Consider the following 21,274-nt stretch of genomic DNA (forward strand, 5'->3'; position numbering starts at 1 on the left):
CCCATGCAACGCTTCACCGGAAAGACCGCGGTGGTCACCGGCGCCGCCTCAGGCATCGGAGCGGCCACCGCGCTGCGGCTGGCCGCCGAGGGCGCGACCGTCGTCCTCGCCGACATCGCCGACGCGGCCGGCGAGGACGTCGTCAAGGACATCGTCGCCGACGGCGGTCGCGCCGCGTACGTCCACTGCGACGTCTCGTCCCAAGAGGGCTGGCAGCAACTCCGCGACTGCACACACGAGTTCGCGGGCCCGCCCGACGTCGTGCACAACAACGCGTTCATCCACATCACCGCCGCGGCGCACGAACTGACCGACGACGGCTGGGACAGGGAGATCGCGGTCAATCTCAAGGCCCTCTACCTCGGGGCCCGCATATTCGTGGACGACCTGCGCTCCACGAGGGGCTGCTTCGTCGCCACCTCCAGCGTGCACGCGAACTTCGGCCTGCCCGGGCACCCCGCGTACGCGGCCTCGAAGGGCGGCATCTGCGCGCTGATGCGTCAACTGGCCGTCGAGTACGGGCCCGAAGTCCGGTTCAACTCCGTGCTGCCCGGCCCCATCCTCACCGACGTGTGGGACGAGGTGAGCGAGGCGGACCAGCGGCTGTCCGCCCGCGCCACCGCGCTCGGCCGGCTCGGGGCGGCCGAGGAAGTCGCCGCCGCGGTCGCCTTCCTGGCCTCCGCCGACGCCTCGTACATCACCGGCGCCGACCTCGTCGTCGACGGCGGCTGGTCCGTCAAGAAGGAGTCCAAGTGAAGATCACATCCCTGCGCACCTACCTCGTCGCCCCCCGCTGGTGCTTCCTGCGCATCGACACCGACGAAGGCATCACGGGCTGGGGAGAGCCGGTGATCGAGGGCCGCGCGCACACCGTGGCCGCCGCCGTCGACGAGCTGAGCGACTACCTCGTCGGCCAGGACCCGCTTCGCATCGAGGACCACTGGCAGGTGCTCACCAAGGGCGGCTTCTACCGCGGCGGCCCGATCCTGTCCAGCGCCGTGGCCGGCATCGACCAGGCGCTGTGGGACATCAAGGGCAAGGCGCTCGGGGTCCCGGTGTGGCAGCTGCTGGGCGGCAACGTCCGCGACCGCGCCCGCGTGTACAGCTGGATCGGCGGCGACCGTCCGGCCGACGTCGCCGAAGAGGCCCTGGCGCGCAAGGCCGAGGGGTTCACCGCGATCAAGATGAACGCCTCGCCCCAGCTGGACTTCATCGATACGCCCGAGGCGGTGCACGGCATCGTCGACCGCGTCGCCCGCGTCCGCGAGGCCGTCGGCGACCGCTTCGACATCGCCGTCGACTTCCACGGCCGGCTGACCATCCCGATGGCCCGCCGCGTCCTGCCCCTGCTGGAGCCCTACCTCCCGTTCTTCGTCGAGGAGCCCGTCGTCCCTGAGCTGAGCGACCACATCGGGGACATCGTCCGCTCGACCAGCATCCCCATCGCGACGGGCGAACGCCTCTACTCCCGCTGGGACTTCAAGAAGATCCTCACCCAGGGCATCGCCATCGCCCAGCCGGACCTGTCGCACGCGGGCGGCATCTCCGAGGTGCGCCGGATCGCGGCGATGGCCGAGGCGTACGACACCGCGCTCGCCCCGCACTGCCCGCTCGGCCCGATCGCGCTGGCCGCGTGCCTGCAGGTCGGGTTCGCCTCCCCCAACCTGCTCATCCAGGAGCAGAGCCTGGGCATCCACTACAACACCGGTTCCGACCTCCTCGACTACCTCGTCGAACCGTCGGTGTTCCGGTACGAGGACGGGCATGTCGAGCTCCTCACGGAGCCCGGTCTCGGCATCCAAGTCGACGAGAAGGCCGTCGAACGCGCCGCCGAGACGGGCCACCGCTGGCGCAACCCGATCTGGCGGCGCCGGGACGGCTCGCTCGCCGAGTGGTGAACATGCACCTGCGCTGTTCGTCATGACGTACTCGATCCGCGAGCGGCGGCCGGCCCGGTCAGACGCCACCCCTGCGCGCGGCTGCGCTCCCGCCAGTAATGGGCGTAGCGACCGTCGCGAGCGAGCAGGTCGTCGTGGACACCCTCCTCCGCGGCCCGCCCCTGGTCGAGGACGACGATGTGGTCGGCCTCGCGCAGGGTGTGCAGCCGGTGGGCGATCACCAGGACGGTACGGTCCCGCGCCAGGGCCGCCATCGCCTGCTGGAGGGCGTGCTCGTTCTCGGCGTCCAGGGCGGCGGTCGGCTCGTCGAACAGCACGATCGGGGCGTTCTTCAGCAAGGCGCGCGCGATCGAGACGCGCTGCCGCTCGCCGCCGGAGAGGCGGCTGCCGCCCTCCCCGACCGGTGCGTCCCAGCCGCCCGGCAGGCGGTCGGCGATGTCGTCGACCCGCGCCGTGCGGGCCGCGGCGTAGACCTCTTCGTCGGTGGCGTCGGGCCGGCCGAGGCGCACGTTCTCGAGAATCGTTCCGTCGAAGAGGTACACCTCCTGGAAGACCACGGAGACGGCCGACATCAGATCCTCGGTCCGCAGCTCGCGAACGTCCGCGCCGCCGACCCGCACCGTGCCGCCGTCGGGGTCGAAGAACCGCGCGATCAGCTTGATCACGGTCGTCTTGCCGGCCCCTGACGGCCCGACCAGTGCGGTCATCCGGCCCTGCGGCACCCGCATCGACAGTCCGTCCAGGACTGCGGCGCCGTCGTAGCCGAAGCGCACGTCGTGGAGTTCGATGTCGGCGCCGTCCAGCCGCCGGGGCGCCGCCGGTTCGGGCAGCGTCGCGGTGGCGAGCAGGTCGTTGACCTCGGTCAGCGCGTTCTCGGCGACGCGGATCGCGCCGCCGAGCTCGGCGGTGAGCATGACCGGTTCGACGAACCGGGCCGCCAGCACCAGCAGCGCGACGAGTTCGGCCGCGGCCAGCGAGCCGCCGAGCGCCAGATGGGTGCCCAGGGCCAGGAGTACGAGGAACGACGCCTGCGCGACGAAACCGAGCCCGACGATGCCGGGCATGGAGGCGCGGAGCATCCCGCGGCCGGCCGCATGCTGCGCGGCGAGCGCCTCGTCGAGCGCGGCGTGCCCCTGCACCGTACGGCCGAAGGCGCGCAACACCGGTTGGGCGCGGGCGAATTCCACGATCCGCCCGGCGGCCTCGGCGTGGATCCGGTCCGCCTCCCGGTCGGCGGCCTGCATGCCGCGGCCGGCCACCCGGTACACCAGCGCCGCCACGACCGCGGCGACGGACATCGCCACGGCCAGCCGCCAGTCGAACAGGAACATCGCGAGGACCACGACCAGCGGCGTGACGACGGCGTCGACCAACTGCCGCAGCAGATGCGCCGGTACGCCCATGATGTCGACCACGCGCTGCGCGGTCAGCCGCCCGAGCCCGCCGACGCGATCGGGGGTGAACCAGGCCAGCGGAAGCTGCGCGACCTTGTCGCCGATCCGGTGATGCAGGTCGCGGCTCAGGTCCACACCGGTCACGAACCCGGCCAGCGTCGCCGAATAGCTCACGGCCGCGTACCCGATCCACAGCAACGCGAGCGCGAGCACCCACGGCCAAGCTCGTGACGGTTCGTCACCGAGCAGTTCCCGCAAGGCTGGGACGAGCAGAACGAACGCCGCGCCTTGCAGCAGCGCCGCGACGGTGAGCCGGCCGAGCAACCGGCGCAGCGCGCGGTCGTGCCGCGGGCCGAGTGCGGTGAACAGTCGACGAATCATCGCGCTTCCCCCTGTGTCCTGCTCGCTCCGGCGTAGGCATCGCGGTCGTCCGCGTGCCCGATTCCGGCCTGCTCCTGCAGCTGCCACATCCGCGCGTACCGTCCGCCGGCGGCGAGCAACTCCTCGTGTGTGCCCTGTTCGACCGTCCGGCCGTGTTCGAGCACCACGATGCGATCGACGCCGACCACCGAGGCCAGCCGGTGCGCGACGACGAGTACGGTCCGTCCGGCCGCCAGCTCCGACAGCGCGTCCTGGATCAGCGCCTCCGATTCGGGGTCCGCATGGGCGGTCGCCTCGTCGAGCACCACGATCGGGGTGTCCGCGAGGATCGCACGGGCGATGGAGAGTCGCTGCGCCTCACCACCCGAGAAGCGGACGTCACGGCCGACCATCGAGTCGTAACCGCGCGGCAGAGCGCCGATGCGCTCGTCGACGGCCGCGGCCCGCGCCGCGCGCCGTACCGTCTCCTCGTCCGCGTCGGGACGGGCGAGGCGGATGTTGTCGCGCACGCTGGCGTCGAGCAGCTGAACGTCCTGCAGAACGAAGGACACCAGCCGGTACAGCTGGTCCGGCGCGATGTCGCGCAGGTCGACGCCGCCGATCGTGACGGCGCCGGCGGTCGGGTCGAAGAACCGGGGCAGCAGTTTCGCCAGGGTGGTCTTGCCCGAGCCCGAGGCCCCGACCAGCGCCGTCACGGTGCCCGGCTCGAGTACGAGGTCGATGCCGCTCAGCACCGGCCGGTCCGCGTCGTACGCGAACTCCACCCCGGCCAGCTCCACCCGGGCGCCGCCGGCGAGCTCCGGCTGCCGCGGTACGGCGGGGGCCGACAGCTCCGGCGCGGCGAGCAGCGCACCCACGCGCTTGGCCGCCGCGCTCGCCTTCTCCATGTCGTGGCTGTAGTAGTGCAGGGCCTGCATGGGCCCGGCAAGGCCCAGCCCGAGGATCGCGAACGGCAGCAGCTCGACCGCCGGAAGGTGGCCGGCGGAGATCAGCGCCGTGCCGCCGGCCAGGACGGTGAGCAGTACGGTGACCGGGCTCAGCGCCAGCTCCGAGGCCGCGCTCTTCCGGAAGGCCGTCGAGATCCAGGCGAAGAAGGAGTCCGCGAAGTCCTCGGCGGCCTGCGCGTATTGCCGGTGTGCGCGCCGGGCCTGCCCGAACAACTTCACCACGGCGATGCCTTCGACGAATTCGACGACGCTGCTGACGATGCGCTGCTGCGCCTCGTCGAAGGCCGCCGTCTGCGACTCCATGGTCACCAGCATCCGCACGAACAGCCCGAGGCCTATCACGATCGGGATCAGCAGGATCAGGGCCATCCGCCAGTCCGCCCAGAACAGATAGGCCAGCGTCACCACGGGCGTGACCACGCTGGTGGTGAGGTTCAGCAGGGCGTGGGCGACCAGGTGATGCATCGTGTCCACGTCGTGCTGGACCGCCTTCCCGATCCCGCCGGCGCCCCGGTCGGCGAACCACCCCAGCGGCACCCGGCCGAGCCGGTCGACGAGACGCCGCCGCACCGACAACTGGAAGTCCAGATCGGCGGAATGAGCGATCGCTCCGGCCAGTGCGGTCAGCACCAGCCACGCCGTCAGCGCGACCGCCGCGATCACCGCGACCGTCCATGCGCGGTCCTCTTCGACCGGCCCGTCCGCCAGCAGCACTTCAGCCAGCTCGGCCACTGCGGCGAACGGCACCACAGCGATCACCGCTCCGAGGGCCTGCAGGCCGATCGCCATGCTCAGGCGCGCCCGGACGGGGCGCAGTAACTCCCCGAGCCCGACGGCGTCGGATGGTTCCGTCTGATGCGTTGTCATCGTCCGTCCCGTGACCTTCCATTGGACTTTCCGAACATGTTCCGAAACTAGCACCGAGAGAGACGGCTGTCGACGCGCATGGCTTGACCGGGGCCGGTTCTGCGGCGCGGCACGGTTTTGCGGCTTGGGGCGGCGGGACAGCATGATGGGACGATGTCCCGCTCCGCCTCATCGTCCGGCCGCACCGGCCGGCCACCCGTGACCTCCCGCGAGCAGATCCTGGCGGCAGCCCGCCTGCTCATCGAGCGGGACGGCTGGGAGAAGCTGACCGTCCGCCGACTGGCCGCCGAGCTCGGCATCGGAGCGACGACCCTGTACCACCACGTACGGGACAAGGAGGAGCTGCTGGTCCTCCTGCTCAACGACTACGTCTCCGGGACCGAGCGTCCCCAACTGCCCGATGAGCCGAGGGAGCGCATCGTCGCAGCGGCCATCGCAATCCACGACGCCCTCGCGGCAGCCTGGCCGTGGGCCACCGAGGTCCTCATGACCGACGGTTTCGTGGGCCGCCTCGACACCAAGGCCCTGTGGATGGTCGAAACCGTCGTGGCCGGAGCGATCGACCGCGGATGCACACCCGACCAGGCCATCGTCGTCTTCCGCAGCCTTTGGTACTACACCGTCGGCGAGGTGATCGTCCGCGCCAACTCCAGGCGCCGCCCCGACGACCAGCGGTTCGTACCGGCGGACGCCACTCCGGCCAACTTCGACGCGTCACAGGCGCCTCGCCTGGCTGCCATCGGGCACCGCTGGGCGACGGTGGCCGCACAGGACACGTACGCCCAGGGCCTCCACGCCCTCGTCGACGGCCTGCTGGCCCAGGCCGCGCCGACCGGGGCCGAGCGAGACCAGGGCTCGGACGGCTGAACGGACCTCAGGCCGGCACGCGAACAGCCACCGCGTTCAGGGACGAGTGGCCGACTGGTTCCGGCGGGCGGCGCGCATGACCGCGTCGATCAGGCGCGTGTTCTCCGCGGCCCCTCCGCCCTGGGGCTGGAAGCGCCGACGGGTGTACGAGTACGCGACGCCGCTGCCCGGATCGGCGAAGGACTGCGCGCCGACGGCGCCGCTGTGCCCGAAGGCGTCCGGTCCGAGGACCGGGTAGCGCACGCCCTGGGCCTCGAAGCCGACGGCGAAATGGTCGAGCTCGCCGGTCACCAGGTCCGTCCCGCGCATCTGCACCGCGGCGAACTCCGCGACGACCGTCGGGGCGAGCAGCCGCGGCAGACCGTCCACTTCGCTGATCGCGGCCGCGTACATACGCGCCAAACCACGGGCGTTGCCGACGCCGCCCGACGATGCCGGCCCCTGGGCGCGGACGGCACGGGTGTTGCCGAAGGCGACGAGGTCGGTCGGGGGTGTGGCGTTCAGGTTGAACGCCACACCTGTCAGGCTGTCCGGTGCGGGGACCGCCTGCTCCGGAGCCGGTTGCGTCGCGGGCTGGACCGGAAGGCACCGGCTCTCCAGTGCCTCGGGCAGCCCGAGGTGGAAGTCCAGCCCGTACGGCGCCCGGACCCGTTCCTCGAAGAGCTCCTGGACCGTGCGACCGGTCGCACGCCGCACCACCTCGCCGATGAGCGCGCCGATCACCCAGGCGTGGTAGCCGTACGCGGCGCCCGGCTCCCAGTACGGCTTCTGGCCGGCGAGCCGCTCGGCGAGGAGCCGGTCGTCGGCCAACTCGACGGCGGTGAACCCGCCTTCGACGCCCACGACCCCGGCCTGATGGGACGCGAGTTGACGCAGCGTCACCCGCCCCTTCCCTTCGGCGGCGAACTCGGGCCACCAGTCGAGGACGGGCCGATCCAGGTCGAGCACTCCGTCCTGCACGAGAAGGGCGAGTACGAGATGCGCCGCCCCCTTCGCCGAGGAGTACAGCGCGAAGAGCGAGTCCCCGGCGACGTCCTGACCACCCCACAGATCGACGACCTGCCGCCCGCCCACGTACACGGCCAACTGCGCCCCGGGCTCCACCGGTTCCTCGGCGAGTACGGAAGCGAACTCCTCCCGCACCGCTTCGAACCCGACCGCCACGGCCCCCCGCACCTCGTGCCCCACAGCCCACCCCTGGTAGTCGTTCGCATACGCCTGTACGCCAAGTTCAGAACCGAGATCTCAGCCCCGACATTCCACCGGCGTACGTCTAGTCTCCGTCACCGCACATCGCCTGCCGCTGCAGCGTCTTCATCGCGTCGTCGATGGGATGGTGCTGCGGCTTCCCCGAGGAGTCCATCTTGTTCCACCTCTGGAGGTTGACCGCGACGGACATCTGACGCTTGCCGTCGGCCCGGGTCAGGGAGATCGTTCCGGCCCCCCAGACCGTGCCGTCGTGGCCCCAGAAGGTGCCGCAGTCCGGGACCGTGACCTTGTGCAGACCTAGGCCGTAGACGATCGTCGTTCCGTCCAGCGCGATGACCGGGACCGTGCGCTGCATCTCCGCCAGCGACGCGTGGTTGACGATCCTGCCGTCGAGGAGCTTGCGATAGAAGCGGTTGAGATCCTCCATGGTCGACACCAGAGCGGCCCCGGTCCCCGTCCAGGACATGTTGTAGACGCTGTAGTCGCGCGGCGGATCGATGAAGCCCCACAGAGCCTCGTACATCCGGGAGTGCGGCCCCTTGATGCGCGTCCCGGCAGGGAACTCGGTGTGCCGGAGCCCCGCCCTCTCGATGACGTTCCGGGTGATGTACTCCTCGGCCGTGGTACCGGTCACCCGCTCCAGGAGTTGCCCGAGGAGCAGCCAGTTGGTGTTGGAGTACACCCCGGGTGTGGCTCCGGGCTCCCCGGCGGGAGGCGCCGCGAGCCCCAGCTCGATCAGCTCGGCCGGCCGGAACTGCCGGAACCGGTTGTCGTCGAGGCTTTTGGGCACGTCCGGCCCGGAAGGGACCCTCTGGAGGGACGGAAAGGCATAGGGGATGTAGTCAGGGATGCCGCTGGTGTTGTTGAGCAGCATCCGAACCGTGATCTTCCTGCCCCGCTCCCCCGGCACGAGCTGCGGCAGATACCCGCCGATCGGCGCATCGAGCGCTATCCGCCCCTGCTCGACCTGCTGCATGATCGCGGCGGCGGTGAAGGTCTTGGTGATACTGCCGACCCGCTGCCGCATGTCGGGCGTGACGGGACGCCCGGTCCCGACATCGGCGACCCCGGAAGCCCCACGCCACGCCTGACCGGCGTCCCGCACCTCGGCGTACACCCCTGGAACCCCCGCGCGGTGGACACCATCAAGGGCGGACTTCAACTCCGCAGGATCGAGACCGGTCGAAGCGCTCGCACTACCGGCCGGCACAGCACGTGTCTCGCTGGACGCAGGAACCCCCGCGACCAAGCCCGCGCAGACACTCAGCGCGGCCACACTTCCACACAACGCCAATCGGTTCTTCAAGACAGCCGTCCTTCTGAGATCGATGAGAGGATCGCCGCCACGCCGGGGTACGGCCCTCGACCAAGCCGGGCCCGGGTGAACAACGTGCCGAACGCTTCGAGTTCGGCATCCATGACGACCATCCTCACGACCGACCCCCGCCGGATCACCCGCCGTCCGTCGCGCATCCCACCCCGATCACGCACCGATCGGCGCGTCCGTCCGAACACAGCGCCCTGCTGCGGCTCTGGCGCTCGACACAGCCATGCCGGCGCCGGGCGATCGCGCTCGCCGAGGCGTCAAGGACGGGATCGCGGTCAGACGACAGGGTGTCCCGCGCTGTCCGTCCGGCTCGCCTGGCTGGAGAACTTGTTCAGGAATACGTGGTACTTGCCGTCGGAGCGCTGGGTGACCGTTGCGCCGTCCTGCCAGATCCCGTTCTCCGGCCACCACTGGGAACCGGCCGGGTCGCCTTGGTTCTGGTGGATGTTGTGCATGCCGAGGTCGCCCTCGGGGTCGTTGTCGAACGGCTCGCCGAAGACGAGGATGCGCCGCCCCGCCACCAGCATCGGCTCCAACGCGGCGGCGGCGTCGACGTTCGAGCCCGCGTGCCACGGCCGCGAGCCGAACAGGTCGAGGAGCTCCTGCAGCCAGGACGGCGGGCGGCGCTCGAACAGGACGCCCGAGTGGTCCACCAGTGCCGGGTGGCGCAGGTAGTCCAGGGCCCCGGAGTCCGGTGCGGGCGCGAGGTCGTAGTAGCCCGCGGCAAGGGCGGCCGCCGGCCCGAGAGCGCCGGCGTCCAGGACGAAGGACTTCCACTGGACGCCCACGTTGGACTTGTGGCTGTCGACGTCGACGGCACAGTGGTACCGCCCGCCGGGCGCGTCCACCTCAAGGTTGACATGGAACCAGCGGCCCTGGTTGTCCGGCTGGTCGCGGTAGTGACGGAACAGGGTTCCCGAGAGCACGCCGTAGCGGTCGAAGGGCATGCCGCCAGTGAACCACCCACGAATGCTCTCCGCCTCGTGACGGCGACGTTCCGTATCCCCCGCCCCCGTCGACCTTGAGCCGAACGGGCGGCGGAACACTGGGCCGCAGGAGTGAACATGTCGTGAACGCGGCAACCGGGGCCGTACTCCTGGCCGTCTGGTCGTACGGTCGCCACGACCAGGCGACCGATGCATGGCGCCCAACGGGGGCCCGACGACGGGAGAGAGTGACATGCGCAGGAAATTCGCTTCGGTACTGGCGGCGACGGTGCTGGCCACCGGACTCGGTGCCGCGACGGCACCGAGCGCCTCCGCGGCGAGCGGCTGCTGGCAGGACGGCAACCGCTACTGGTGCAACAACGTGTCCGGAGCGCCGGTGTACGGCTCCGTCGGCAACAACCACATCTACCCCGACCCCACCCGCATCGTGGGCCGCATGTACTCCAACCCCAGCTGGTTCTACTGCAAGCTCGACGACCAGGCCTGGGTGGGCGGGCCGCACCCGACGCGCTGGCTGATGACGGTCGCCGACAACGGTCAGCTCGGGTGGATGAAGGACACCGCGATCTCCAGCGAGACCAACCCGGTGCGCGACTGCTACTGACGGAACCGTGTGGCGGTCTTGTCGCATCCAGCGGCAAGGCCGCCCCGCTGCGTGAGCTCGCCCATGCGGGCGGAAGGGACGCTTCAGACCGTGGGCGCCGGCGCTTCGGCCGTGGGCGCCGGCGCTTCGGCCGTCTCCCAGACGAAGCCGTCCGGGTCGGTGAAGGGAGCGGTGCCGCCGCCGATGGCGAGCCGGTGCGATCCGGCGCCGTCGGGAGAGACGCCGACCTCCTTGGCCAGGGCCTTGCGTCGGTACAGCGCGAGCTTGACCGAGCCCGACCCCGCCGCGAACTCGACGTACATACGACCGAAGCTCTTCGCCACGGTGAGGCCGCGCTCGACGTAGAACCGCTTGGTCTCGGTCACGTCCTCGACTCCCAGCAGGACCACGAACTCGTCGATCCGCCCGGTGGCCGGCCCGGTGTTCTTCTTCGCGGACGTCGCGACCTTCCAGATCGTCCCGTCCGGGGCCTGTACGACACCGCCGTAGCCCCACATGGACTTCGCGGCCGGCTTGAGCGTCGTGGCGCCGGCGTCGAGGGCGGCGCCGATGATGTGGTCGACGTCGGCCGGCTGGGACACGGTGAGCGCGAGGGTGAAGCCGCGGAAGCCGGTCGACGGCTCCTGCGAGGCCCGAAGGCGCAGCTGCGTGTCCAGGCCGAAGGCGGTCGAGTAGAAGCGGTCGGCGGCCGAGAGGTCGGCCACGTCGAGGGTGATGCAGGCGATGTCTTCCATGCCCATCACGCTAGAGGCACCCCGTCGACCTGCGCTTCTCCATTCCTGATCGGTCCGGCCACCTGCTTCTACTCCTGCGGATCCCGGCGCAGGACCAGGTCGAGGAGGCCCGGGAAGCGGGTGTCGAACTCGGGGCGGCGGAGGCGGTTGACGCGCTTGGGGCCCTGGTCGCGTTGCTCGACGAGGCCGGCCGCGCGCAGGACGGCGAAGTGGTGACTGAGGGCCGCCTTGCCGACGGGGACGTCGAAGCTGCCGCAGGCCCGTGACCACGCGTCGGACCCCGCCAGTTCCCGTACGAGGGTGAGGCGTACGGGGTCGGCGAGAGCGGCGAGGGCGGTGAGGACGGGGACGTCGTCGGGGTGGGTGTGCTGGGGGGCGGCGCGATGACTGGCGGTGGTCACGGTGTCCTCCCGTACGGATTGGCTGGCCCAACGCTCGGCGCTCGGGGTTTGGGCTTGCCGAGTGTTCGATCCAGATCATACAGTCACCAGTGTTCGCTTTTCATTGAACAGTCGAGCCGGAGGTATGGCATGCGCGCGATCGAGCTGGCGGAGCACGGCGGTCCCGAGGTCCTGAAGGCGGTGGAGACCGAGGTCCCCGAACCCGGCCCCGGGCAGGTGAGCATCGACGTGGCCTACGCGGGGGTGAACTTCGCGGACCTGAAGGCGCGCGCCGAGGGCTATCGGGTCGAGGCGCTGCCCTACCGGCCCGGCCTGGAGGTCTCCGGCCGGGTCCGGGCGGTCGGCGCGGGGATCGCCGGGCTCGCCGTCGGCCAGGAGGTGAACGCACTGACCGCAGGCGGCGCGTACGCCGAGGTGGCCGTGGCCGAGGCGACGACCGTCTTCCCGTTGCCGCCGGGCATCGACCTGCGGACGGCCGCCGCCCTCCCCACGGTGCTGCCGACGGCGTACGCGCTCGTGCACGCGGTCGGCCGGCTGCAGCCGGGCGAGACCGTGCTCGTCCACGGAGCCGCGGGCGGAATCGGCACCGCCGTCGGCCAGTTGGCGAAGGCGGCGGGCGCGGGGGCGGTGTACGGCACGGTGTCCTCGCCCGCGAAGGCCGAGTACGCCCGCGCGTACGGCTATGACCAGGTGTTCGTCGGCGACTTCGAGCGGGACGCCCGCGCGCTCGAGAAGGCTGTCCGGGAGGCGACCGGCGACCGCGGGGTCGACCTGGCCCTGGACCCGGTCGGCGGCGAGACCCTCAAGGCCTCGTTGGCCTCCCTCGCCGTCTTCGGCCGCCTCGTCTCGTACGGCAACGCAAGCTCGGCCGAGCCGTGGCGCGTGGGCCAGCCGGAGCTGTACCCCACCGGGATCTCGGTCGGCGGCTTCTCCATCCTGACCCTCGCCCGAACCGCCCCCGAAGCCTTGCGCTCCCTCGCGGAGCAGGCCTTCGCAAAGGTCGCCGACGGCACGGTCACCCTGCCCGTCACCGCCGAGTTCGCCCTCGCGGACGCGGCGGAGGCCCACCGCCTGATGGACTCGCGAACGAGCACCGGAAAGCTCCTGCTCAAGGTCGCCTGAAACAGCCGGATCCGCAATGCCGGGCGGACGGGGGCGTCGTCAGCTCGTCCAGGGAACGTAGCGTGGGCCTACCCCGAGGCGACGAGGAGTGGGCTGTGGCTGTTGATGTACCGGTGGACATACGAGAGCGCTGCGCGGAGTTGGGGCAGGGCGTCGGGTACGCCCTGAAGGTGCTGTGTCTGCAGCTTGAGGACGAGCCGCTGTTGGGCAGCCGTCAGGACGGTCCGTCCCTCTACACCGTGGAGATCGACGGCGACACGTTCGAGGACTGCCCGGCGCTGCGCGTTCACTACGCCTACGGGCCTCCTCTGCTGGAGGAAGGGCGGGTGCAGATCAGGGACGTCGTGGCCGCGCAGCCGCCTGCCACGCGCGCCGGCGAACCCGGCCGTGCGCCCGATCCCGGGCTGGAAGCGATCGCTGCGCGGCAGGTGGCCGGTGCTTGGGAGCGGATCACGGGTTGGCTTCGCGATCACGCCCCGGGCTCCTACGCCTCGCTCAAGGGCGGTGCCTCCGAGGATGAGATCGCCGCGCTGGAGGAAGCGTTGAACGTTCGGGTACCTGCTGACCTCAGGGCGCTGTGGGCTCTGAGCGCCGGGGTCCACGACGTGCGCGGGGCCACGTTCCTTCTGGACAATCGGGCGCTGATGGACCTCGACTCGGTCGCCGCCTTCCACCGACAGGAGATGGAGTTCCAACAGCGCAACGGCAGCGATGAGTTCACCTTCTGGAAGGCCTCCTGGATTCCGGTGTGCTCGTTCGGCGCGGTCGATCGCACCTATGGGCTCTATCTCGATGTCGATACCGGGCAGCTCTGCTACTGGGACCGGTACGGAGAGCGCCGGCCCGAGTACGCGTCGCTGACCACGTACCTCGAGGAGATGGCTGACGCTCTCGACACGCCCTCCCTCGTCTTCGGCGCCCGGCCCGGTCTCGCCGACGGGTGCCTGGCCTGGGGGCCGCCGCCTGATGCCGCCATCGAGGCGGCTTGGGCGCCGTACAGCGGCTGAGCCTCGCCGCCGGTGTTCCGGGCGGTGGGAGACGACCACCACCCGGAACACCTGTGGCTATCTGACCAGTTCGGCCGGCTCGTCCAGACCTGTCAGTTTCCGCGGGTTCGCCATCGCGTGGATCCGGGTGACCTTTCCGTTCTCCACCACCACGCTCACCGCGGCCAGTCGGCCGTCGAGCTCGATTCGGGCCGCGGGTGCGCCGTTGAGCCACACGGGCGACACCACCCGGTCCTGGCGAGCGAGCAGCTTCGCCACGATCTCGGCACCATGGATCGGAGCCAGCGCGGCCGGCGCCAGCCCGCCACCATCGGTGATCAGGACCACGTCCGGGGCCAGGATCTCCATCAGCTCCTGCAACTGCCCTGTCCGCAAGGCGGCCAGGAACCCAGCCACCACGGCCTGCTGCTCCGACCGGCTCACCCGCGCCCGCGGCTGCCGGGCCGCCACGTGCTCGCGGGCCCGCCGCGCGATCTGCCGCACGGTGGCCGCGGGCTTCCCCACGGCGTCGGCGATCTCGCCGTACGGCATGTCGAAGGCCTCACGGAGCACGAACACCGCACGCTCCGCCGGACCCAGGGTCTCCAGCACCGTCAGCATCGCGATCGACACGCTCTCCGCCAGTTCGACGTCGTCGGCGACATCGGGGCTGGTCAGCAGCGGTTCCGGGAGCCACTCGCCCACGTACTCCTCGCGGCGGCGCGACAACGTCCGCAGGCGGTTGAGCGCCTGCCGCGTCACGACCCGGATCAGGTACACCCGCGGGTCCCGCACCCTCGCTCGGTCTACGTCGGCCCACCGCAGCCACGACTCCTGCACCACGTCCTCCGCGTCGGCCGCCGATCCGAGCATCTCGTAGGCGACTGTGAAGAGCAGGCTGCGATGGGTGACGAACGGGTCCTCCGTCATGCCGTCGACGACGCCGCGCCGGACGGCTCGGGTCGAGCGGCGAGCCGGATCTCGCAGGCGTCGGAGTAGCCCTGCGACGTGATCCCGTGGGCCGTGTTGCCCCTGGTCGACAGGTTGGCGAAGCCGATGAACACGGTGAGTTCGACCATCGCCGCCGGCCCGAGCCGGTCGAGCAGGCGCTCCGCCAGTTCGTCGGTGACGGTCGGCGGCGTGTTCGTCATGGCCTCGGCGTACGTGAGGACGTCGCGCTCCAGCGGCGTGAACACGTCCGACTCCCGCCAGCGGGGCACCTGGCTCGCCTTGGTCAGGTCCAGGTCCTGGTTCATCGCCTGGAAGTAGTTGATGTCCAGGCACCAGCTGCAGCCGACCTGTGCGGCGACGGCCATGTGCGCGAAGGTCTTGAGACTCGCGTCGGCCGCGTCACACGCGCCCAGCTTGGCCGCGAACTCCTGGCTGGCCTCGGCGAGCAGGGGATGGTTCCACAGCACTTCGAAGGGCTCGGCCACGGTGCCGAGCTGCTTGATCATGTTGTCGCGGAGCTCGGCGGGGAGCTCGGCCTTGGGGACGCGTAGCGTCATGATGTCCTCCTCGGACGTCTGCGTGTTCGGCATCAAGACACCGCCGCGCCCGGGAATGTGACACCCGTGGCCGCCACGCGTCGATCTTCAGCACGCGTGATCCCGTGATCCTGTGATCCCGGGGTGTCGCCCTGTCGCCCGTGTCGCCCTGTCGCCCGTGTCGCGAAAGTTCAATACGCCGCGTCCTGCCCCTCGTAGTGTCCAGGGCATGAATGCGATCCACACCCACCTGACCGTCTGCGCCGCCGAAGCGTCCCGCGTCGCCCGTTCCGTCGCCCCCGCCCAGCTCGCCGCGCCCTCCGTGAGCGCCGGCTGGACGGTCCGGGAGCTCGCCAACCACCTCGTCCTCTATACCTCCCACGGCCTGGAGCACCGTGCCCTGCGCACCGAGCTCCCCGAGCAGACCGTCCAGCGCGACTTCGTCTCCGAGGACGGCTGGGCGAAGCAGTACGAGGAGCAGCTCGACCGTGCCCTGGCGGCGTGGGAGCGTCCCGGGGTCTGGGACGGTGAGGTGGGCGTCGGCTCCGCCGCCATGCCCGCCACCACCGTCGCCTCCCTGCTGGTCCTCGAACTCGCCCTGCACGGCTGGGATCTGGCCCGCTCCACGGGGCAGGACTTCACGCTCCCCGAGGAGACGGCGGTCTTCGTCCTGGGGGTCGTCCAGGAGCACGCCGAGGTGTACCGGCAGTACGACGGTTTCGCCGATGCCGTCACCGCGGAGGCCGGGGCGACCGCCCTCGCCCGCGCGCTGGCAGCCAGCGGCCGGGACCCTCGCCTGGGGGTCTAGCCGGTCCTACGTCTCTGGTCCGTTACGTCACCGCCGCCTCCCGCCTACCGTCTCCGTCATGGATACGACAGGAACTCTCGACGAGGCACTCCAGCGACTGCACAGCTCGGGGCCCGAGCGGCTCGGGCGGCTCACCAATCACGCGCCGATGGCCGTCGAGGCGCTTGCCGCGCGCGGACAGGCCCGTGGGGTGCATCGCTGGCTCGACGTCTACGCGAGCAAGCTGGAGGAGTTCCCGTCCCGCGTCGAGCCGATCACGACGGCCGGCCGGCGTCACGCCCTGGGGGATCCGCGCCGCGCCGCCGACTGGATCGACCACTTCGTACGCGAGGTCGCCGAGCGTCCGTGGCGCGACGTGCTGGCCCTGTGGTGGCCCCGTCTCCTGCCCGGCATGTACGGCGGCTCGACGCACCCGGTGATCCGCGTCGGGCATGCCGTGCGCACGCTGCTGAACGGCGAGCCCACCGAACCGCGGCTGACCGAACTCGCCCACGGGCTCGGCTACTGGGCCGCCCGCCACCGTCCCGTCGTCGTGCGCCGCTCGCCCCTGCCCCAGGACGCTGCCCCTGCCGCCGCCCTCGACGCGGTCACGCCCATCGCCGAACGGGACGGCGGCTTCCCCGCGCGGCTCGAACGCGTCACGGAGCTGCCGCTCTGGGCGGACGCTGTCACCGATCCCGAGGACGTACGGCAGCGCCTCACCGAGCTCGTACGGGCGGCCACGCATCGGTACGCCACCCACGGGCACGGCGATGAGACGATGCTGGTCCACGCGGCCACCGCGCCCAACGCCGTGCTGCGCGCACTCCCCGCGCTCCCCCACGACCTGTGGGCGCCGAGCCTTCAGGCGGCCTGGACGGCATCCGCCGCCGTCACGGCGATGTACGCGCCGGACGCACCGGTCGCGTACACCCCGCCCGGCTCCCTCACCCCCGAGGACGTGATCGAACAGGCGCTGGCGCACGGCGACGAGCACGTCGTCAAACTCACCGACACCGCCCTCGACTTCGCCGACGAACCGGCCCTCGCGGCGGCCCTACGCGCCATCGAACTGAGCGCGCCCCTGCGGTAGTCGGTCGTGATCCACTCCCCTGATGCAGGGTCAGGGTTCCTTCCGGGTTCGGTCCGGGTGATCCCCGTCGAAGCCAGTCAGCCCGACGCGCAGACTCGAAGGGTCTTGATCATCGCCATTCGAGTGGAGTTCCCTTGCGTCGTTCCTCAGCGCTGTCCCTGGCCGCCGCCCTCACGCTCGCCGTCGTGGCCCCCGCGCAGGCCGCCGTCTCCGAGCCCGCCCCGGGCCTGGACCGAGCCGCACTGCGCGACGCCGTCACGGTGCGCCCGAACGACGGGGCCGCCGGTGTCGTGGCGGAGGTGCACAAGGGCGGGGAGACGTGGCGGGGCTCGTCCGGTGACGTCGTCACCGGGAAGCACATCAGCCCCGGGGCGCACTTCCGGATCGGCAGCATCACCAAGCCCATGGAGGCGGTGATCCTGCTCCAGCTGTCCGCCGAGGGCCGGGTCGACCTGGACCAGAGCGTCCAGCACTACCTGCCCGGGCTGCTGCCGGAGGACCGGTTCCCGGAGCCGATCAGCGTACGGCAGCTGCTCGACCACACGAGCGGCCTGCCGCAGGACTTCGAGGGTGCCCCGGCCACATCCCCCGACGAGGAGATCGAGCGCCGCGTCGAGTACCTCACCTTCGACGAGGTGCTCCGGCAGACGCTCCACCCGACGTCGTGGCCGGCGCCGGGCCCGCGCTTCCGCCCCGGCACGAAGCAGGAGTACAACTCGTTCGGGTACCGCGTCGCCGGCAAGCTCATCGAGGAGCTCACCGGGCGCCCGTACCAGTACGAGGTGACCGCCCGCATCGTGAAGCCGCTGAAGATGCGGGAGACCCGGGCCGCCGTGCCGGGCCGCGCGACGCCCGTGCCTCGGCCGTACCTGCCCGGCTACCTGCCCAGGAGCACGGGCGAGCTGGTCGACGTCAACGTGCAGGGCGGGCTGCCCGCCAGCATGACGTCCACGACGGGCGACCTGGATCGCTTCATCTCCGGTCTGTTCGACGGCCGACTGCTGGGTCCGGAGCAGCTCGCGGAGCTCTTCACCGTGCCGAAGGGCGCCGACGGCAAGCCGCTTCCGTACGCCAACGGCTCCAACTGCAACACCGGTCCCGGAAAGGGGACGGCCTGCTACAGCGTCGGCCTGATGTCCGTGCCGCTGCCCGACGGCTCGGTTCTGTGGGGCAAGACGGGTTCCGACCCGGGGTACCGCAGCGGCGTCTTCGCCTCCCGTGATCTGAACCTGCGCGCGGTGTACTCGGTGGGCGCCTCGGCGCACCGCGACGGCATCCCGGCGGTCGCCCAGCGACTGGTCGTCGCGTTGGCCGGCTGAAGGGCCCGAGGACCCATACCCGAGGGCCCCGCACCCCAGGGCCCGTACCGCATCAGCCCAAGTCGAGGCCGCGCTCCGCCAGGGCCTCGCGGAGGATGCGCAGTGCCCTCGGGCCGAAGCCGTGCAGGGCCAGCAGCTCCTGCTCCGGGACGTCGGCGAGCTGGTCGAGGCGGGTGTACCCGGCGGCCGCGAGCGCGCGTGTCGCGGGCGCTCCGATGCCGCGAGGAAGGTCTGTTCCCGATGCTGCAGAGTCCATGGGGCGAGCATGCCACGCGGCCGTCGGTCCGGCTGCCCCAAGCCACCGGCGTCACTCCGGGCCCGTGGTGAGTTCGCCTCGCAGGCGTTGGGCGCGTAGGACCAACAGCATTTCGAAGCGGCGGTCCGGGTCGTCGATGGCGTCGCCCCACAGTTCGCGGATCTGGCGCAGCCGGTACCGGGCGGTCTGGGGGTGGACGCCGAGGCGGGTCGCGACCTCCGTGGCACCGCCGGAGGTCTCGATCCAGGCGAGCAGGGTCGCGGCGAGGCGGCGGGCCTGGGTCGGGGGGATGTCCTGGAGCGGGGTGAGGCAGCGCGGGGCGGCGGCGTCGATCAGCTCGCGGGAGGGCAGCAGGACCAGTTCCTCCGTGCGGTCGGTGCAGTGCTGCACCTCGCCCCGGGGCAGCAGGCCGTCCTCGATCAGCCGTACGGCGGTCTCCGCCCAGCGCAGCGAGGTCGCCGCGGCCGCGAGCGGCACCGAGGGGCCGATCGCGCCCGACCAGCCCGTCGTGGCCCGGCGCACCAGGTCCGCGCGGCCCGCGGTGTCGGGTTCGGGGATGACCATGCGGGGCTGTTCGCTCTCCATGTCGAGGAGGATGCCCTGGCCCACGGCGGGCGCGACGGCCTCCCTGGCCGGTCGGATCAGCACGCCGACGGCGATGGTGGCGGGCAGCTCCCAGCCGATGCGGGCCGCGCGCTCGCCGAGGGTGTGCGCGGAGTCGCCGCGCTGCCCGGCGAGCATGCGATCGATCAACTGCCGTTGTAATCGGAGGCGTTCGCTCGCCTGGCGGGCGGCCGCCTCCGCGTATCCGCGCACCGACTGCTCGACGAGGCCGTCCAGGTACTCGAAGCCGGATTCGGCGAGTTCGTACATGGCGGGCGCGGCGATGTCGACCTGCTGGCCGATCTCGGCGAACCTGCGCCAGGCGAGGCGTACGCCGAGCCTGTAGACGGCCTGGAGGGAGTCGAGGCTGCGCCCGTTCAGACCCTCTCCCCTGCCGAACTCCTGGAAGACCTCGGGCGGCACCCTGGGGTCGGCCGCCCCGGACGCCAAGTGCTGGACGAAGCCCTCGATGGCACGCCGGATGCCGACGAGCGCCATCGGCTCGCCGGACTCGTCCTCCACGAGCCGGAGTTGGGGGAAGTCGTACCGGATCGCGGCCAGGATCGCCTGCGCCAGATCCCCCGACTCGGCCAGGGCGATCGAGGCGAACCGCTCCACCTTGGGCTTGGGAACCTCGCTCCACGCGGGACGGCTCATGGGCGCGGCGACGCCGTGTCGTAGGTGATCAACGGGACGTTGGGCTGCTCGGGGGCGGCGTCCAGCAGTGCCACGATCCCGAAGGCGGCGCCCACGGCGAGTGCCGCGGCGATCACCGCGGTGGTCGATGCGGCGAGCAGTCTGCGCATGTGTCGGGTCAGCTCCTCGTTGGAGACGATCCCACCCCGGCCGGCCCCCACCGGCTGAGCGCCCAGTCTTGACAGGACATTGACATTCCGTCAAGTGGCTGCCTACCGTCTTCAGCCACAAGGGCTCGACCGGCCCTGGGGTCCGTGCGTCTCTGTGCGAGTTTCTCGAAACAGGAGTGCCCGGATGCGTCGTACCGCTTCACCCATGTCCTTGATCCTGCTGGGCGCAGGGGTGTTTCTGCTGGTCCTCGCCCCGTTGCTGGTGACGTACGTCCAGCCGCACGCCAAGCGCACCCCGGTCGGCATCGACACCACGACCGTCTTCACCGGTACCGGCAGCTACTTCGACACCTCGCAGCTCAAGACGGTGCACGACCGGCGGATCACCATCACGCGCCAGGTACGCGGCGATGTCGCGGACAGCGTGAAGAGCGATACCGCGATCTGGGACGTGTCCACCTCGGTGGACACCGACGCCACCCTGCCGGCCTCCGACACCCGCGACTCCCTCCAGTGGACGCTCGAACGCTGGGTGACCGACCGGCGGACCAATGAGCCGGTGCACTGCTGCGGTGAGTCGCCCGCGTTCGACGGCGAGGCGTACCTGAAGTTCCCCTTCGACGTCGAGGAGCGCGACTACCGCTGGTGGGACGGCACCCTCGGCGGTGTCGTACGACTCCGTTACGAGGGCCCCGGCACGGTGCAGGGGTACGAGGGGCTGCGCTTCACCGGCTCCGTCCCGCCCACCAGGACGGGTGTGCGGCAGGTGCCGGGGCGGCTCGTCGGCATGCCGAAGACGCCTCAGGTGCTCGCCGAGGAGTGGTACGCCAACAGCAGGATCGAGCTGGTCGCGGACCGGCGCACCGGGCGCATCGTCTACGCCGCGATCGGGCCCAAGAAGACGCTGCGCGCCCCCGGGGCGGACACGGACGCGGTCGTGCTGCTGGCGAGCGAGAAGATCGCCTTCACGGACCGTACGCAGCGGCAGCAGGTGGACCTGGCCTCGGCGGACAGCGGGAAGCTGGAGCTGCTCGGCAGCACGGCGCCGCTGGCGGCCGGGGCGCTCGGCGCGGCGCTCGCCGTGGTCGGCGCGGCCCTGGTCGTACGGGGACGCAGGACTGGACCAGACTCCCCGGATGCCCCCTGATGCTCACCTGATGACGAATCAACTCGCTGGAGACTGGCCGAAGTTGTCATACCGGTGAGTAGCCGCCGATCGAACACGTGCCCAACACTGGC

Annotated in this window: 22 protein-coding genes; 10 read left to right on the forward strand and 12 right to left on the reverse strand. The window is 71.2% G+C overall.

Annotated features, from left to right (window positions below; translation table 11 throughout):
- The first annotated feature begins 3 nt into the window (after positions 1-3).
- Both VIU94_RS24800 and dgoD read left to right on the forward strand, forming a co-directional pair.
- Positions 4-756, forward strand: a complete 753-nt coding sequence (locus VIU94_RS24800) for an SDR family NAD(P)-dependent oxidoreductase (RefSeq protein WP_331914249.1) — start codon at positions 4-6, stop codon at positions 754-756.
- Positions 753-1,898, forward strand: a complete 1,146-nt coding sequence (gene dgoD / locus VIU94_RS24805; RefSeq protein ID WP_331914251.1) for a galactonate dehydratase — start codon at positions 753-755, stop codon at positions 1,896-1,898. The genes VIU94_RS24800 and dgoD overlap by 4 nt, the downstream gene beginning before the upstream one ends.
- Before the next feature lie 20 nt (positions 1,899-1,918).
- Here dgoD and VIU94_RS24810 read toward each other — a convergent pair whose 3' ends face one another.
- Both VIU94_RS24810 and VIU94_RS24815 read right to left on the reverse strand, forming a co-directional pair.
- A complete protein-coding gene (locus VIU94_RS24810; protein WP_331914253.1) occupies positions 1,919-3,673 on the reverse strand; it encodes an ABC transporter ATP-binding protein in 1,755 nt (584 codons plus the stop codon).
- Positions 3,670-5,487 (reverse strand): ABC transporter ATP-binding protein, encoded by a 1,818-nt coding sequence (locus VIU94_RS24815; RefSeq protein ID WP_331914255.1) that lies wholly within the window; start codon positions 5,485-5,487, stop codon positions 3,670-3,672. The genes VIU94_RS24810 and VIU94_RS24815 overlap by 4 nt, the downstream gene beginning before the upstream one ends.
- Positions 5,488-5,640: 153 nt before the next feature.
- On the opposite strand from VIU94_RS24815, the gene VIU94_RS24820 reads away from it, so the two are divergent.
- Positions 5,641-6,354, forward strand: coding sequence for a TetR/AcrR family transcriptional regulator (locus tag VIU94_RS24820; protein ID WP_331914257.1), 714 nt, complete (start codon positions 5,641-5,643; stop codon positions 6,352-6,354).
- Between the two features lie 36 nt (positions 6,355-6,390).
- Here VIU94_RS24820 and VIU94_RS24825 read toward each other — a convergent pair whose 3' ends face one another.
- From VIU94_RS24825 to VIU94_RS24835, 3 genes are all read right to left on the reverse strand, one after another.
- The gene (locus VIU94_RS24825) at positions 6,391-7,518 is read right to left on the reverse strand and encodes a serine hydrolase domain-containing protein (RefSeq protein WP_414721006.1); all 1,128 of its coding nucleotides are present in this window, start codon (positions 7,516-7,518) and stop codon (positions 6,391-6,393) included.
- A gap of 109 nt (positions 7,519-7,627) precedes the next feature.
- Positions 7,628-8,725, reverse strand: a complete 1,098-nt coding sequence (locus VIU94_RS24830; protein WP_331914261.1) for a serine hydrolase domain-containing protein — start codon at positions 8,723-8,725, stop codon at positions 7,628-7,630.
- Between the two features lie 440 nt (positions 8,726-9,165).
- A complete protein-coding gene (locus VIU94_RS24835; RefSeq protein ID WP_331914263.1) occupies positions 9,166-9,837 on the reverse strand; it encodes a DUF2278 family protein in 672 nt (223 codons plus the stop codon).
- A 232-nt stretch (positions 9,838-10,069) separates the two neighbouring features.
- On the opposite strand from VIU94_RS24835, the gene VIU94_RS24840 reads away from it, so the two are divergent.
- Positions 10,070-10,441 carry a hypothetical protein gene (locus VIU94_RS24840; protein WP_331914265.1) on the forward strand — a complete coding sequence of 124 codons (372 nt, stop codon included), beginning with the start codon at positions 10,070-10,072 and terminating at the stop codon, positions 10,439-10,441.
- An 83-nt stretch (positions 10,442-10,524) separates the two neighbouring features.
- Here the strand turns inward: VIU94_RS24840 and VIU94_RS24845 are convergent, their stop codons facing one another.
- Both VIU94_RS24845 and VIU94_RS24850 read right to left on the reverse strand, forming a co-directional pair.
- A complete protein-coding gene (locus VIU94_RS24845) occupies positions 10,525-11,175 on the reverse strand; it encodes a glyoxalase (RefSeq protein WP_331914268.1) in 651 nt (216 codons plus the stop codon).
- 68 nt (positions 11,176-11,243) lie between these two features.
- Entirely contained in the window at positions 11,244-11,576 is a 333-nt protein-coding gene (locus VIU94_RS24850) for an ArsR/SmtB family transcription factor (protein WP_331914270.1), read from the reverse strand.
- Between the two features lie 129 nt (positions 11,577-11,705).
- Between VIU94_RS24850 and VIU94_RS24855 the strand changes: the two genes are divergently transcribed.
- Both VIU94_RS24855 and VIU94_RS24860 read left to right on the forward strand, forming a co-directional pair.
- A complete protein-coding gene (locus VIU94_RS24855) occupies positions 11,706-12,698 on the forward strand; it encodes a quinone oxidoreductase family protein (protein ID WP_331914272.1) in 993 nt (330 codons plus the stop codon).
- Between the two features lie 95 nt (positions 12,699-12,793).
- A complete protein-coding gene (locus VIU94_RS24860) occupies positions 12,794-13,705 on the forward strand; it encodes an SMI1/KNR4 family protein (protein ID WP_331914274.1) in 912 nt (303 codons plus the stop codon).
- A 57-nt stretch (positions 13,706-13,762) separates the two neighbouring features.
- On the opposite strand, the gene sigJ is transcribed toward VIU94_RS24860, so the two are convergent.
- On the reverse strand, positions 13,763-14,614 hold the full coding sequence (gene sigJ / locus VIU94_RS24865; protein WP_331914276.1) for an RNA polymerase sigma factor SigJ: 852 nt from the start codon (positions 14,612-14,614) through the stop codon (positions 13,763-13,765).
- On the reverse strand, positions 14,611-15,192 hold the full coding sequence (locus tag VIU94_RS24870) for a carboxymuconolactone decarboxylase family protein (RefSeq protein WP_331914278.1): 582 nt from the start codon (positions 15,190-15,192) through the stop codon (positions 14,611-14,613). Before VIU94_RS24870 ends, sigJ begins: the two co-directional genes overlap by 4 nt.
- Before the next feature lie 208 nt (positions 15,193-15,400).
- On the opposite strand from VIU94_RS24870, the gene VIU94_RS24875 reads away from it, so the two are divergent.
- The 3 genes from VIU94_RS24875 to VIU94_RS24885 all read left to right on the forward strand — a co-directional run bounded on the left by VIU94_RS24875 (position 15,401) and on the right by VIU94_RS24885 (position 18,370).
- A complete protein-coding gene (locus VIU94_RS24875; RefSeq protein ID WP_331914280.1) occupies positions 15,401-15,979 on the forward strand; it encodes a TIGR03086 family metal-binding protein in 579 nt (192 codons plus the stop codon).
- A 58-nt stretch (positions 15,980-16,037) separates the two neighbouring features.
- Positions 16,038-17,051 carry a questin oxidase family protein gene (locus VIU94_RS24880; RefSeq protein WP_331914282.1) on the forward strand — a complete coding sequence of 338 codons (1,014 nt, stop codon included), beginning with the start codon at positions 16,038-16,040 and terminating at the stop codon, positions 17,049-17,051.
- A 134-nt stretch (positions 17,052-17,185) separates the two neighbouring features.
- Complete coding sequence (locus tag VIU94_RS24885; protein WP_331914284.1) at positions 17,186-18,370, forward strand: serine hydrolase domain-containing protein; 1,185 nt, start codon at positions 17,186-17,188, stop codon at positions 18,368-18,370.
- A gap of 52 nt (positions 18,371-18,422) precedes the next feature.
- Here VIU94_RS24885 and VIU94_RS24890 read toward each other — a convergent pair whose 3' ends face one another.
- The 3 genes from VIU94_RS24890 to VIU94_RS24900 are packed head-to-tail and all read right to left on the reverse strand — an operon-like array spanning position 18,423 to position 20,035.
- A complete protein-coding gene (locus VIU94_RS24890; protein WP_331914286.1) occupies positions 18,423-18,626 on the reverse strand; it encodes a helix-hairpin-helix domain-containing protein in 204 nt (67 codons plus the stop codon).
- Positions 18,627-18,677: 51 nt separating this feature from the next.
- A complete protein-coding gene (locus VIU94_RS24895) occupies positions 18,678-19,886 on the reverse strand; it encodes a PucR family transcriptional regulator (RefSeq protein ID WP_331914288.1) in 1,209 nt (402 codons plus the stop codon).
- A complete protein-coding gene (locus VIU94_RS24900; RefSeq protein ID WP_331914290.1) occupies positions 19,883-20,035 on the reverse strand; it encodes a hypothetical protein in 153 nt (50 codons plus the stop codon). Before VIU94_RS24900 ends, VIU94_RS24895 begins: the two co-directional genes overlap by 4 nt.
- Before the next feature lie 184 nt (positions 20,036-20,219).
- Between VIU94_RS24900 and pgfA the strand changes: the two genes are divergently transcribed.
- Complete coding sequence (pgfA, locus tag VIU94_RS24905) at positions 20,220-21,182, forward strand: cell envelope lipid trafficking protein PgfA (RefSeq protein ID WP_331914292.1); 963 nt, start codon at positions 20,220-20,222, stop codon at positions 21,180-21,182.
- Positions 21,183-21,274: the final 92 nt, after the last annotated feature.

The organism is Streptomyces sp., assembly GCF_036566765.1.
Lineage (GTDB): Bacteria > Actinomycetota > Actinomycetes > Streptomycetales > Streptomycetaceae > Streptomyces.

Excerpts from the sequence above, each read along its gene's own strand:
- VIU94_RS24800 (WP_331914249.1), top strand. The coding sequence starts at position 4 with ATGCAACGCTTCACCGGAAAGACCGCGGTGGTCACCGGCGCCGCCTCA.
- VIU94_RS24810 (WP_331914253.1), bottom strand. The coding sequence starts at position 3,673 with ATGATTCGTCGACTGTTCACCGCACTCGGCCCGCGGCACGACCGCGCG.
- VIU94_RS24815 (WP_331914255.1), bottom strand. The coding sequence starts at position 5,487 with ATGACAACGCATCAGACGGAACCATCCGACGCCGTCGGGCTCGGGGAG.
- VIU94_RS24820 (WP_331914257.1), top strand. The coding sequence starts at position 5,641 with ATGTCCCGCTCCGCCTCATCGTCCGGCCGCACCGGCCGGCCACCCGTG.
- VIU94_RS24835 (WP_331914263.1), bottom strand. The coding sequence starts at position 9,837 with ATGCCCTTCGACCGCTACGGCGTGCTCTCGGGAACCCTGTTCCGTCAC.
- VIU94_RS24840 (WP_331914265.1), top strand. The coding sequence starts at position 10,070 with ATGCGCAGGAAATTCGCTTCGGTACTGGCGGCGACGGTGCTGGCCACC.
- VIU94_RS24845 (WP_331914268.1), bottom strand. The coding sequence starts at position 11,175 with ATGGAAGACATCGCCTGCATCACCCTCGACGTGGCCGACCTCTCGGCC.
- VIU94_RS24855 (WP_331914272.1), top strand. The coding sequence starts at position 11,706 with ATGCGCGCGATCGAGCTGGCGGAGCACGGCGGTCCCGAGGTCCTGAAG.
- sigJ (WP_331914276.1), bottom strand. The coding sequence starts at position 14,614 with ATGACGGAGGACCCGTTCGTCACCCATCGCAGCCTGCTCTTCACAGTC.
- VIU94_RS24870 (WP_331914278.1), bottom strand. The coding sequence starts at position 15,192 with ATGACGCTACGCGTCCCCAAGGCCGAGCTCCCCGCCGAGCTCCGCGAC.
- VIU94_RS24875 (WP_331914280.1), top strand. The coding sequence starts at position 15,401 with ATGAATGCGATCCACACCCACCTGACCGTCTGCGCCGCCGAAGCGTCC.
- VIU94_RS24880 (WP_331914282.1), top strand. The coding sequence starts at position 16,038 with ATGGATACGACAGGAACTCTCGACGAGGCACTCCAGCGACTGCACAGC.
- VIU94_RS24890 (WP_331914286.1), bottom strand. The coding sequence starts at position 18,626 with ATGGACTCTGCAGCATCGGGAACAGACCTTCCTCGCGGCATCGGAGCG.
- VIU94_RS24895 (WP_331914288.1), bottom strand. The coding sequence starts at position 19,886 with ATGAGCCGTCCCGCGTGGAGCGAGGTTCCCAAGCCCAAGGTGGAGCGG.
- VIU94_RS24900 (WP_331914290.1), bottom strand. The coding sequence starts at position 20,035 with ATGCGCAGACTGCTCGCCGCATCGACCACCGCGGTGATCGCCGCGGCA.
- pgfA (WP_331914292.1), top strand. The coding sequence starts at position 20,220 with ATGCGTCGTACCGCTTCACCCATGTCCTTGATCCTGCTGGGCGCAGGG.